The organism is Tateyamaria algicola (genome assembly GCF_047715485.1).
Lineage (GTDB): Bacteria > Pseudomonadota > Alphaproteobacteria > Rhodobacterales > Rhodobacteraceae > Tateyamaria.
On record NZ_CP180422.1, the window covers coordinates 1,748,919 to 1,761,123 of the forward strand.

The following is a 12,205-nucleotide window of genomic DNA, read 5'->3' on the forward strand; positions in this document are numbered from 1 at the left end:
TCCAGGCATGAGCGACACAACCACACCCCCAATGGAAGACCCCGACATTCAGGTCACCAGCCCCTGGCGCGAAATGGGGGCGATGTTCGTGCGCAACTATGCCGCCGTGGCCGGGCTGATCCTGCTGATCGCCATTCTGCTCTTTGTCTTTGTCGGCCCCATCTTGCACCCGGTCGACCCGTTCGAAATGGTCTGGGCGCCCTTCACGCCGCCCATGCAGGAAGGGTTCCTGCTGGGCACCGACTACCTCGGGCGCGATATCCTCGCGGCGATGATGGCCGGGGGGCAGGTGTCGCTGGCCATCGGCCTGGCGGCGGCGCTGATCTCTGTCATCATCGGCGTGTCGATGGGGGCCTTTGCAGGCTATTACGGCGGCGTGGTCGAAGAATTGCTGATGCGCATCACCGAGTTCTTCCAGGTGCTGCCGACCCTGCTGTTCTCCATGGTCATCGTTGCGCTCTTTGGTGCGTCGCTGCTGACGGTGACACTGGCCATCGGCGTGGTCAGCTGGACCGCCGTGGCGCGGGTGACACGCTCGGAATTCCTGCGCATCCGCGAGATGGAATATGTCGCCGCCGCCCGGTCCGGCTCGGCCCGCGATCTCTACCTGATCTTCCGGGTGATCCTGCCCAATGCCCTGCCCCCGATTGTCGTTCAGGCCAACCTCATGGTCGGCTCCGCCATCCTGTTCGAGGCGGCGCTCAGCTTTCTGGGGCTAAGCGATCCCAACGTGATGAGCTGGGGACAGGTCATCGGCTCGAACCGGCCCTACATCCTCGATGCAGGCTTTGCCGTGGCGATCCCCGGCTTTGCGATCTTTCTGACCGTCCTCGCCATCTCGCTGGTGGGGGATGGGCTGAACGACGCGCTGAACCCCAAGCTGAGGCAACGCTGATGTCCGCGCCGCTCTTGCAGGTCCGGGACCTCGTGGTTGATTTCCAGACGCGCGCCGGGAATGCCCGGGTGCTCGATCACGTCTCGCTCGAGGTGCGCGAGGGCAAGATCCTCGGCATCGTCGGGGAATCCGGGTGCGGCAAATCCATGACGGCCCTGTCGATCATGGGGCTGGTCCCCAACCCGCCGGGCCAGATCACATCCGGGTCGATCCAGCTTGCCGGGCAAGAGCTGGTCGGCATGGACATCGACAGCCTGTGCAAGGTGCGCGGCAAAGAGATCGGGATGATCTTTCAGGAACCCATGACCTCGCTCAACCCGGTGTTCACCGTGGGCGAACAGATCGCGGAAAGCGTGCGGCTACACGAGGGTGCCTCGACCAAGGCCGCCCATGCCCGCTCGGTCGAGATGCTGAAAGCCGTCGAAATCCCCGAGGCCGAGACCCGCGCCGCCGCCTATCCCCACCAATTGTCCGGCGGCATGCGGCAACGCGTGATGATCGCGATGGCACTGGCCTGCCGCCCCCGTGTGCTGATCGCGGACGAACCGACAACGGCACTCGACACCACGGTGCAGGCCCAGATCTTTGACCTGCTCCAGACCCTCCAGGACGAGATGGGCACAGCGATCATCATGATCACGCATGACATGGGCGCCATTGCCGAACTCGCCGACACGGTGGCGGTCATGTATGCGGGCCGCATTGTCGAGATGGGGGCGGTGGACACGGTCCTGTCGCACCCCGACCACCCCTACACCCAGGGGCTGATCGCCTGCGTGCCCCACCTGTCCGATGCGCCCGGCCCCGTGCGCGAACGGCTGATGGAAATTCCGGGCGTGGTGCCCGCGCTGACCGATCTGGGCCAGGGCTGCGCCTTTGCGCCACGCTGCAGCGCACGACTGCCGCGGTGCCAGACGGACAAGCCCGTGCTCAGCGCCACGCAGGACAACCACCTCGCCGCTTGCTGGGCGGCACAGCAAGAGGTGGCGACATGACGCGCGCGGACATCTCCTTGCGGGTCGATGACCTCAAGGTGCACTTCGGCAGCAAGACGGGCCTGTTCGGAAAAGTCGGCAAGACGGTGCACGCGGTCGACGGGGTCAGCTTTGAGGTCGCGGCCGGAACCACCTTCGGCATTGTCGGCGAAAGCGGGTCGGGAAAATCGACCACCGCGCTGGCGATCATGCGGCTGGTGCACATCACCGATGGCAAGGTGAGTTTGCGCGATACGCCCTTGTCGGACTTGCAAGGCGATGCGCTGCGCGAGGCGCGCTCACGTTTTCAGATCGTGTTCCAGGATCCCTATTCCTCGCTCGATCCGCGCAAACGCGCAGGCACCATCGTGCGCGAACCGCTCGACCTGATGAAGATCGGCACCCCCGCCGAACGCGCGGCCAAGGTAGCGGAACTGTTTAGGCAGGTCGGCCTGCGCCCGGAACAACAGGCCCTGTTCCCGCACCAGTTCTCCGGCGGGCAACGCCAGCGTCTGGGCCTCGCCCGTGCGCTGTCCACCCGCCCCGAACTGATCGTGTGCGACGAACCCGTCTCGGCGCTGGACGTCGCCATTCAGGCGCAAATCCTGAACCTGATGAGCGACCTGCAAAAAGAGCTGGGGCTGACCTACCTGTTCATCTCCCACGATCTGGGGGTGGTGCAGCACATCTGCGATACGGTTGCGGTGATGTATCTGGGGCAGATCGTCGAACTGGCCGACCGCGTCAGCCTGTTCACCAACCCGAAACACCCCTACACCAAGGCGCTGCTCAGCGCCGTGCCATCGGTCCATGGCAACAGCCGGGACAGGCGCAATCGCAGCCGCCTGCAAGGCGATCCGCCCAGCCCGATCAACCTGCCCAAAGGGTGCCGCTTTGCCTCGCGCTGCCCCATTGCGGAACGCAGATGCCACGACGCGCCGCCCGCGCTGAAAACACATGCGGACGGGCACAAGGTGGCCTGTTTCCTGGCCGACATGACCGGGTCGTAACCTGTGCGCCGCGATCCACCATGGACCGCGACGCACCTTCATGCCGCCAAAGTCTGACGCTGTCGCAGGGCGCGATAAAGACCGTTCTCGCGCGCCATCAATTCGGCGGGCGTGCCGTCCTCCACGATCCGGCCCTGATCAAAGACCAGGATGCGATCCATCCGCTCGACCGTCGCCAGCCGGTGCGCAATGACCAGGGTCGTGCGCCCTTCCATCAACCGCTCTGCGGCCTCGGCAACCTTGGCCTCCGCCTCGGAATCGAGCGAGGATGTCGCTTCGTCCATGACCAGAACAGGCGCATCCGACAGAAAGGCGCGCGCGATGGCGACCCTCTGGCGTTCACCGCCCGACAACTTCACGCCGCGCTCGCCCACCTCGGTGCCATAGCCCTTGGCCAGCCGCCCGATAAAGGCGTCCGCCCCGGCACGCGCCGCCGCTTCGCGCACATCCATCGCGCTCGCACCGGGGCGCGCATAGGCGATGTTCTCGGCCAGCGAGCGGTGAAACAGGATCGGCTCCTGCGGCACCAAGGCGATGTGACGGCGCAGGTCGCACAACGGCACTTGCGCGATGTCGACACCGCCCAGCGTGATCGCCCCGCCCGACACCTCGTGTATCCGCTGGATCAGCTTGACAAAGGTGGTCTTGCCAGAGCCGGAGCGGCCCACCAGACCCACCTTCTGACCCGCCGGGATCGCGACGTGCAGATCGGTGAACAGCGGCGTCGCCGCCTTGGCATAGCGGTAATCCACATGCTCAAAGCTCAGCGCGGCGGCACCGGGCGTCAACGCGCGCGCAGGCAGACGGGCCACCTCGCGCTCGGGCGTTTCACGCATCAGCTGCACCAGCTCTTCGGCGTCGTTCACGGATTTCTGAAGCATCCGCACATGGTTGCCGATCTGGCGCAGATAGCCATCCAGCACACCCAGCGCCGTGACCACATAGGCAATCTCGCCCGCACCGGCGAGGCCGCGGACAAAGGCCAACAAGGCACCCCCCAGCACCGCCGCCCGCAGACACCAAAGCGATACGTTCTGCACAAGGCCAGACCAGGTGCCGCGCCGCCACGTGCGCCGGGTCCGATGCGCCCATTTCGCCAGAACACGGCCCAGACGCCCATCCTCGCGCACTTCGCCGGCATGGGCCCGCACCACCGGGTTCGACGTGATGGCATCGGCCATCGCGCCCGACACCCGGCTGTCCTGCGCATTCGACAACCGCGCGGCGGGGGCCACCCAGAACAGGGTGATCGTCAGCGAAAGCACCAGAAACAGCACCGCACCGATGGCAGCGACCAGCCCGACCTCCCAGCGGAAGGCCGTAAGGGTGCCGATGGTGCCCAGCAGCACAAGCAGCGATGGCAACAGGGCCAGCATCAGCACATCCGCCATGTCATCCAGCGCCCAGGCCCCCCGGGTGATCTGGCGCACGGTCGATCCGGCAAAGGCGTTGGCGTGCCAGTCCGCAGGCAGTCTTTGCACCCGCGCAAAGGCTTCGGCCTCGGCCGTGCGCATGGTCGGAACCGTCAACGCAATGATCGCGAAATAGCTCAGGATCTTGGCGGCAATGGACACAGCGCCCAACCCCAGCAGCAGGTTGAACGACCACCAGGGCGACGTCGCCTCGGATACCGCCGTGACAAGATGGCCCGTGACAACAGGAACCGCGACGTCAGCCGCCGTCGCAATCAGCACAAGCAACAGCACGGCAGCGACAATGCCGCGCTGACGCATCCAAAGACGAAAGGCAAAGCTTAGAACGCGCGCAAAGGCGCCTTTTGCAGAAATGTGGGACATGAACCATTCGCGGACAGATACGCCGCGTCCATAGTCAAGATGTATATGTTTTGTCCGGAGGGTGGACGGTTGCGTCTGACGTCAGTGGCGCGGTGCGCCCGATACTGTCAGGATAGGACGGCCTTCAAACGTGAGCGTCCCGGAAGGAAACAAGTGCTGATCTTCATGTTCACCCTCCTTGCAAAATGGTGTCCTGCCCGTTGCTACGGTGTGTCACAGGCCCAAGTCAAGCGCTAGTGAACACCTCTATGCGCGCTGTGCGCATTTTAGCCAATTCCTGCCACCTATCACGTCACGCAGAACAGCAGCACAGTCATCATGACTAGTCGTAGCCAAGGCAAACCTTCAAGGGTCCGGCCCGTGCCTGCACGCGCAAAACGCGCTTGGCAAAGAAAAATGCCGAAATTGAACGATCAATTCCAGCAATCTATTCGTGTACTTTTTCGCGCTCTGGTGGTTAATTGTAACCATTCCAAGCAGGAGGTTTTTTAGATGCGCCCCCGTTTTCTTGCTTTCATCCTTTGTGTTCTTATCCCCTTCGCCCATACGTCCTCGGCTTTCGATGCGACGCAAACGGGCCAGACGGCGGACCTGCCATTGCCCAGCAGCCTGCCACTGATCGACTACGAAAACGTGCTGTTTCCGTGGGTTGCGAAACGCGAGTACGTGGGTCTCGGCTGGAAGCGGGACAAAAGCTGGCGCGATACGGGGCCGTTCGTCTTCAACATGAGCTTTGGCATCCATCCGGCGGTGCGGATGTATTACTCGCCCGAAATCATGGCCTGGCTCGACGGTGGTCGGGAAGGTGCAATTGCAGACGGGGCCATCGTCATCAAGGAAATGGCGACACCGCCATCGGCCATCTACAACGAACATTACGCCAGCCTTGTCGCGCAATACCCGGACCGCCCCGAAAAGGTGGCCGCGGAAATGGAGCATTACGTCTACGACACCGGCGGCCTGAACTGGACCGTCATGGTCAAGGACAGCGCGCTGTCCCATGGCGGCTGGTTCTTTGCGTCGGTCTATTTCGCGGACAAGCACGACATGAAGGTCCGCAAACCCGTGATCGACACGTTCGAGGCCCCCTACAGCCCGCCACTTGGCGCGGGGGGCGACGGGATGTGCATGCGCTGCCACGCCTCCGCCGCCGAAGAGTTGATCTTTTCCGCCCTCGAAAACATCGAAGGATACCCCGGCGAGGCGGTCATCTACCGCGTGGATGAAAGTTGGCGAGACCTGCCCATGGCGCAGAAACCCGCCTTTGGCGCCAGCCTCGAGGACATGATCAAATCCTATGTGAACGACGCCCACGACCCCGGCGCAATGCGGGCCGCGCATGTGGCCGCAGCCACCGCATCACCGGTCGATCAGAACACGGCGTTCACTGACATGTTCCCCGGTACAGGGGGCGTGGATATCACCCGCGCCAACCTGCAAACCCTGCCCAGCGAATGGCTGGACCACGTGCCCGCCCGGCCCAACGACACCCAGCACTTTCTGACATCAGACAATTGCCTCGGCTGTCACGGCGGCCTTGGCGGCGCGCCCTCGGGCGTGACGATGTTCATCAAGAACGGCCCGGAATATGGCGAGGGCTTCAACATCTCCGAATACGGCGAATGGCGCTGGTCACCCATGGGGCTGGCCGGGCGTGACCCGATTTTCTACGCACAGCTTGAATCGGAATTTGCCCTGCTCGAGGCGGCAGGCGTCGGAGAACTGTCCGAAAACCTCGGCACCACCTGCCTGTCCTGTCACGGCGCGATGGGGCAGCGCCAGCTTGAAATCGACGCACATGCCAACCCGGACCTCGGGCTTGACGGCAACACGTTCAAGGTCGCCTACACCCTGCTGCACGACCCGCTGACCACGGCGGAAAAAGACCAACAAATCGCCGATGGCACCTATCCCTACCACGAATACGGCAACCTCGCGCGCGAGGGGATTTCCTGCGCCGTGTGCCACCACATCGCACCGCCCGAACAAGCCGCAGGGCAGCCTGACTACAACAAGCTCGACACCTACCTCATGAACGGCACCACCGGCGTGTTCCGTACAAACCCGGCGGATGAACTGATCGGCCCGTTCTCGGATGTGCTGCAAAAGCCCATGCAGAACGCGATGGGCATCACCCCGATGCACGACGACTACATCAAGGACAGCGAGATGTGCGGCGCCTGTCACACCATCAACCTGCCCAATGTGGATGCCGCGACCGACAAACCGCTGCCCGGCTTTACCGAGGGCGAACAGGCCATCCTGAACCAGTCGGCCCGCAACGCCGTCGACTTCCTGAACGAAGAGTTCGGCGTGACCTACCGCGAGCCTCTGGTGCAGTTCCAGCACTCGGTCGAACAGGCCACCTTCCTTGAATGGCAAAACAGCCAGTTCGCGGACGCGGGCACCGCGCAGTCCTGTCAGGATTGCCACATGAAAGGCAGTTTCGAAACGCCCGATGGCAAGATCAAGATCGACAGCCTGACCACGCAGATCGCAACCATTCAGGACACGAACCTGCCCGAAGTACCCAACGCCCTACCCCATAGCGAACTCAACGTGCCCTTCCGCGACGACTACAAGCGACACAGCTTTGTCGGCCTCAACGCCTTCATGGTCGAGATGCTGTCCCAGTTCGACGAGGAAATGGGATTGGGCCCCAAGGACCCGATGACCTACGCCACCAACGGCGCGCAACTGTCGCTTGACACCATGGCCCTCCAGGCCCGCGATGAAACCGCAGATGTGGCCATCGAAAGCCTGACAGCCACCGGCGACGTGCTCGAAGCGGTGGTGAGCGTGGGCAACAAGACAGGCCACCGCCTGCCCTCCGGCGTCGGCTTCCGCCGCGCCTTCCTCGAGGTGCGGGTGACCGACGCAAGCGGCGAACAGCTCTGGTGCTCGGGCTGTACAAACGGGGCGGGCGTGATCCTTGGCCCGGACAAAAAGCCGCTCAAGACCGAATTCCTCGACTATGTGCCCGACGGCGCAACCGAAGCCCTGTATCAACCGCATCACGACCTGATCGACACCGAAACGCAGGTGCAAATCTACGAAGAGTTGACGCAAAACGCGAAAAAGGAATTCACCACCAGTTTCGTGCACCGCGTATACCACCCCAAGGACAACCGGCTGTTGCCCTGGGGCGCTGCCGAGCCGGGGACGGATGCGTTCAAGGCGCGGTTTGGCGACAGCGCGGTCACCGCCGCCTTCATGAAGGCCACGATGCCCGAAGGGCGCGCCGAACATGACGCGGGCGTCAAGGCGGGCAAGGACGAGTTGACCTACAAGATCACCCTGCCCTCCGGCGTGGACCCGGCCAGCGTGACCGTCTCGGCCACGCTCTATTCGCAGGCCATCCCGCCCTACTACCTCAGACAGCGCTTTGAAACGGCGCCCACCGGGCCCGCAACGCAGCGCCTCTACTACCTCGCCAGCCGCCTGAAAACCGAAGGGACGCTGATCGAAAACTGGAAGCTGCGGGTGCAGGGGGACGAGGCGAAACTACAGTAATCCGCCGCCAGCCCCTACTCGATCGGGTTGTTGCCGGTGTAGGTCCAGCGATAACCGGGCGGGGTCGGCCCCTTGTTGCGCCCGCCCTGTTGCTGCTGCTCCCACGCATGGGCAAGGATGCCGACCGACCGCGACAGGCAGAACAGCCCCCGCGCCAAGGGCGCGGCAAAGCCAAGCTCGGCAAAGATGACAGCCGTGGCACCGTCGATGTTCATGGGCACAGGCTTGCCCTTGGCCGCCAGCAGCGCCGCTTCGACCCCGCGCGCGATCTGCGCAAACCGCCCCGCAACCACGCCCTCGGCAGCCGCCGCATCAACCAACGCCAGCAGGCGCGGCGCACGCGGATCGACAGGGGTGTGAAACCGATGGCCAAAGCCGGGGATGTAACGACCATGCGCCGCCTGCCATGTCGCAACCTGGGCCTCCACAACGCCCGACAAGGTGCCCGGGTCACCGTCCCAGGCCTCGGCAATCTGACCGTATAACGCAACCGCCTGCTCCCCCGCGCCGCCATGCACATCGTCCAGCATGTTGACTGCCGACGCCATCGCACCGTTCAAGGGCAAACCGCAGGTCACAGCCATGCGCGCCGCGGCAATCGAGGGCGCTTGCGGGCCGTGATCCACGGCCGCAACCAATGCGGCCTCTAGCAACTGCGCCTGCGCGTCGCTCGCCACATCGCCGCGCAGCATCAGCCATATCATCTGGGGAAAGCTGGTCGTGCCGATCAACTCTTCGATCGGATGGCCGCGCATCCGAATCTGGCCCGGCGCCATGTCGATGATGTCGGTCTCCCACCAATCGGATACGTCACTCATATCGCCCCCTTGTCAGCCAGTGCCGCAATCTCGTCCACGCTCAATCCCAACGCACCCCAGATCTCTGCCGCATCCGCCCCCAGTTCAGGCGGCGGTGCGTCCACACGCAGGGGTGCGCCATCCAGCTTTACGCCTGTGTTCATCACCGTGATATCACGGCCCACCCCCGGCACATCCTCGAAATCCGACAGCAGCCCGCGATCCGCGATCTGGGGATGGGTCAGCACATCGGGCACCGACATCACCGCGCCCGCAGGCACGCCGATCGCGTTCAGATCACGGGCCAGATCGCGGGCGGTGTGCTGGGTCAAAACGGCCTCGATTTCGCGACGCAAGGCGTGCCGGTTGCGCTTGCGATCTTCGCGCGTGGCATAGTCTGGATCGTCGCGCAGGTGGGCAAGGCCAAGGTGGTCGCTCAGCAGCACCCACTGCTCGTCCTTGTTGGCGGCGATGTTGATCAGCCCGTCGCCCGTCTGGAACGCGCCCGACGGGGCCGAGGTCGGGTTTTCATTGCCATGGGCCGCAGGCGAGGCATCCGCGATCAGATGGTTCGACACAACCCAACCCATTGTTGTCAATACGCTTTCCAGCATGGAACAGTCGATAAACGTGCCGCGCGGATTCGCGTTCAGGGCCGCAGCGACGGCAAAGGCCGCCGTCATGCCCCCCACCGTATCCGCCACCGGATAGCCGACGCGCAAGGGCGCGCTGTCTGCATCGCCGGTGATCGACATCACGCCCGACACCCCTTGGATGATTTGGTCATAGGCGGGCCTGTCCACCCACGGCCCGTCCTGCCCGAACCCGGAAATCGCGCAATAGATCAGGTCGGGCCGCGCGGCTTTCAGCACCTCGTAGCCGATGCCAAGACGGTCCATCACACCCGGGCGAAAATTCTCGACCACCACGTCCGCTGTCTCGACAAGGCGCAGAAACAGCGCCTTGCCTCCTGGGTGTTTGAAGTTGACGGTGACCGACTTTTTCCCCGCGTTCTGCGCCAGGAAAGACACGCCCATGCCCGCCGCGTTTAGCGCGGGATCCGCGCCCAATTGGCGGGCCAGATCGCCACGCCCAGGGGCCTCGACCTTGATCACCTCGGCCCCCATATGGGCGAGCTGGTGGCAACAGAACGGCCCCGCCAGGACGTTGGTCAGGTCAAGAACCCGGACCCCGTCCAGCGGTTTAGTCACCGTCGGCGATCCCCGCCGCCCGTGCCCGCGCGCGCCGCGCCCGGTAGCTGGGCAGAATCACGAGGAAGGCGGCGATGACCAACAGGCCCAGCGTCATGGGCCGTTCCCAGATGAATGCCACACCATCATACAGCTGCATCGACCGGCTGAAATTATCCTCGAGCATGCCGCCAAGGATGAACCCGATCAGCAGCGGCGCGAGCGGGTAGTCGGCAAAGCGCAACACGGTCGCGCAGATGCCAAAGCCCACCAGCAGCAGCAGTTCGGTCGCGTTGTTCTGCCCGATATAGGCCCCCATCAAGGTAAAGAAAAGAATGAAGGGAATCAGGAAGTTACGCGGCACCGACAGGATTTTCGCGATGTAGGGGATCAGCGGCAGGTTCAAGATGAGCAGCACCAGATTGCCGATATACATCGAGATGATGACGGCCCAGAAAATCTGCGGATCGTCCAGCATCAGGCGCGGGCCCGGCGTGACGTTCAGCGCAATCAGCGCCCCCAGCAGGATCGCCGTGGTGCCCGAACCGGGGATGCCCAGCGTGAGCAGCGGCACAAAGGATCCGGTACAGGCCGCGTTGTTGGCTGTCTCCGGTGCGGCAAGGCCTTTGATAGACCCTTTGCCGAACTCTTCCTGTTCCTTCTTGGGCGCGATGTTGCGTTCGACCGCGTAGCCGAGGAACGACGCAATGGTGGCCCCCGCGCCGGGCAGAACGCCGATGAAAAAGCCCTGGATCGACTGGCGTCCGATGACGGGTGCGATGGATTTCGCCTCGGACCCCGAGATGCGCATTTCCTTGATCACGCCGCCGTCGCCATCGGCAGAACGCGCCGGGTTGAGAACGAGAAAGATCGCCTCGGGCAGGGCAAACATGGCCATGGCCAGCGTGACAAATCCAAAGCCGGATTGCAGGTCCATCAGCCCCATGGTGAAGCGGGGCATGTTGAACAGCGCGCCTTCGCCCACCGTCGCCATGATGAGGCCGAGCAGGGTCATGATGATCGCCTTGGTCACTTGTCCGGTGCCCGCAAAGGCCGCGATGGCCGAGAGGCCCACAACCATCAGCGCAAAGTATTCAGCGGAGTGGAACAGCAGCGCGACGGTGGAGAGCATCGGCGCAAAGATCATCAGCAGGATCGCCCCGATGGTGCCGCCGCAGAAGGACGCAATCGCGGCGATGGTGAGGGCCTTGCCCGCCTTGCCCTGCCGCGCCATCGGGTAGCCGTCGAAACTGGTCGCAACAGTGCCCGCGACCCCCGGCGCGTTCAGTAGGATGGAGGAGGTAGAGCCGCCGAAGATGGCCCCGTAGTAGACGCCCGCCAGCAGGATCAGCGCCGCCGCCGGGTCACCGATGGAGATGGCGACGGGGATCATGATGGCGATGATCGACATCGGCCCCAAACCGGGCAGCATGCCGATGAAAGTGCCGATAAGGCAGCCGCCGATCACCATCAGCAGGTTCTGGACGGAGAGGGCCGTTTGCAGGCCAATCAGAATTCCTTCGAGCATGTCTTATCCCCCCAGAAAGCCGGGCAATGGGCGCAGGAAGATGCCCAGAACCACTTGGACCAGATACCAGACCACGCCGGTGGCGATGGCTGACACGATGATCATGGTGAGCCAGCGGCGCTCGCCCAGAATGACGGACCCGAGGATCAGGAATGCGGTAGTCGAGAACAGGAAACCGGCAGGGCGCAGCAGCAGGGCATAGAGCACCATGAGGCCCAGCAGCATGAGCGCCTGACCGAGGTTGTAATCCCAGAGGCGGCGGTAATCGATGTCACCGATCTTGGCCTCTCCCTTTTCCAGCCCGGTGACGATGATCAACGCGCAGACGATGCCCAGCACCGACAGCACCTTGGGAAAGGTCGAGGGCCAGATCGGGTTGCGCCGCATGAAGGGGGCCAGGCTGCCGTCCATCGTGAACCAGGCCGCGTAGCCATAGGCGAGGAATATCCCCAGCAGGATCAGTCCGATCCATCGATCAAGTGCCATCTTGTCCCCCCGTCAA

General features: G+C 63.7%; 9 protein-coding genes. 4 read left to right on the forward strand and 5 right to left on the reverse strand.

What is annotated here, in order from left to right:
• Nucleotides 1-7: 7 nt before the first annotated feature.
• From ACMHLQ_RS11055 to ACMHLQ_RS11065, 3 genes are read left to right on the forward strand one after another with little or no spacing between them, the layout of a single operon-like run.
• On the forward strand, nucleotides 8-895 hold the full coding sequence (locus ACMHLQ_RS11055; RefSeq protein WP_415404845.1) for an ABC transporter permease: 888 nt from the start codon (nucleotides 8-10) through the stop codon (nucleotides 893-895).
• Nucleotides 895-1,890, forward strand: coding sequence for an ABC transporter ATP-binding protein (locus ACMHLQ_RS11060; protein WP_415404846.1), 996 nt, complete (start codon nucleotides 895-897; stop codon nucleotides 1,888-1,890). Before ACMHLQ_RS11055 ends, ACMHLQ_RS11060 begins: the two co-directional genes overlap by 1 nt.
• Nucleotides 1,887-2,879: an ABC transporter ATP-binding protein gene (locus ACMHLQ_RS11065; protein WP_415404847.1), complete on the forward strand. Its 993-nt coding sequence runs from the start codon at nucleotides 1,887-1,889 to the stop codon at nucleotides 2,877-2,879. The genes ACMHLQ_RS11060 and ACMHLQ_RS11065 overlap by 4 nt, the downstream gene beginning before the upstream one ends.
• Before the next feature lie 38 nt (nucleotides 2,880-2,917).
• Here ACMHLQ_RS11065 and ACMHLQ_RS11070 read toward each other — a convergent pair whose 3' ends face one another.
• Nucleotides 2,918-4,612 carry an ABC transporter ATP-binding protein gene (locus ACMHLQ_RS11070; RefSeq protein WP_415404848.1) on the reverse strand — a complete coding sequence of 565 codons (1,695 nt, stop codon included), beginning with the start codon at nucleotides 4,610-4,612 and terminating at the stop codon, nucleotides 2,918-2,920.
• A gap of 555 nt (nucleotides 4,613-5,167) precedes the next feature.
• Here ACMHLQ_RS11070 and ACMHLQ_RS11075 point away from each other — a divergent pair.
• Complete coding sequence (locus ACMHLQ_RS11075) at nucleotides 5,168-8,188, forward strand: hypothetical protein (RefSeq protein WP_415404849.1); 3,021 nt, start codon at nucleotides 5,168-5,170, stop codon at nucleotides 8,186-8,188.
• A gap of 14 nt (nucleotides 8,189-8,202) precedes the next feature.
• Here the strand turns inward: ACMHLQ_RS11075 and ACMHLQ_RS11080 are convergent, their stop codons facing one another.
• From ACMHLQ_RS11080 to ACMHLQ_RS11095, 4 genes are read right to left on the reverse strand one after another with little or no spacing between them, the layout of a single operon-like run.
• The gene (locus ACMHLQ_RS11080) at nucleotides 8,203-9,006 is read right to left on the reverse strand and encodes a citryl-CoA lyase (protein ID WP_415404851.1); all 804 of its coding nucleotides are present in this window, start codon (nucleotides 9,004-9,006) and stop codon (nucleotides 8,203-8,205) included.
• A complete protein-coding gene (locus ACMHLQ_RS11085) occupies nucleotides 9,003-10,196 on the reverse strand; it encodes a CaiB/BaiF CoA transferase family protein (RefSeq protein ID WP_415404852.1) in 1,194 nt (397 codons plus the stop codon). Before ACMHLQ_RS11085 ends, ACMHLQ_RS11080 begins: the two co-directional genes overlap by 4 nt.
• Nucleotides 10,189-11,703, reverse strand: coding sequence for a tripartite tricarboxylate transporter permease (locus ACMHLQ_RS11090; RefSeq protein ID WP_415404853.1), 1,515 nt, complete (start codon nucleotides 11,701-11,703; stop codon nucleotides 10,189-10,191). Before ACMHLQ_RS11090 ends, ACMHLQ_RS11085 begins: the two co-directional genes overlap by 8 nt.
• A gap of 3 nt (nucleotides 11,704-11,706) precedes the next feature.
• The gene (locus ACMHLQ_RS11095; protein WP_415404854.1) at nucleotides 11,707-12,189 is read right to left on the reverse strand and encodes a tripartite tricarboxylate transporter TctB family protein; all 483 of its coding nucleotides are present in this window, start codon (nucleotides 12,187-12,189) and stop codon (nucleotides 11,707-11,709) included.
• Nucleotides 12,190-12,205: the final 16 nt, after the last annotated feature.

What these genes read in the sequence shown, in the direction of transcription:
- ACMHLQ_RS11095 (WP_415404854.1), bottom strand. Translation starts at nt 12,189, where the DNA reads ATGGCACTTGATCGATGGATCGGACTGATCCTGCTGGGGATATTCCTC.
- ACMHLQ_RS11060 (WP_415404846.1), top strand. Translation starts at nt 895, where the DNA reads ATGTCCGCGCCGCTCTTGCAGGTCCGGGACCTCGTGGTTGATTTCCAG.
- ACMHLQ_RS11090 (WP_415404853.1), bottom strand. Translation starts at nt 11,703, where the DNA reads ATGCTCGAAGGAATTCTGATTGGCCTGCAAACGGCCCTCTCCGTCCAG.
- ACMHLQ_RS11070 (WP_415404848.1), bottom strand. Translation starts at nt 4,612, where the DNA reads ATGCGTCAGCGCGGCATTGTCGCTGCCGTGCTGTTGCTTGTGCTGATT.
- ACMHLQ_RS11075 (WP_415404849.1), top strand. Translation starts at nt 5,168, where the DNA reads ATGCGCCCCCGTTTTCTTGCTTTCATCCTTTGTGTTCTTATCCCCTTC.
- ACMHLQ_RS11055 (WP_415404845.1), top strand. Translation starts at nt 8, where the DNA reads ATGAGCGACACAACCACACCCCCAATGGAAGACCCCGACATTCAGGTC.
- ACMHLQ_RS11065 (WP_415404847.1), top strand. Translation starts at nt 1,887, where the DNA reads ATGACGCGCGCGGACATCTCCTTGCGGGTCGATGACCTCAAGGTGCAC.
- ACMHLQ_RS11080 (WP_415404851.1), bottom strand. Translation starts at nt 9,006, where the DNA reads ATGAGTGACGTATCCGATTGGTGGGAGACCGACATCATCGACATGGCG.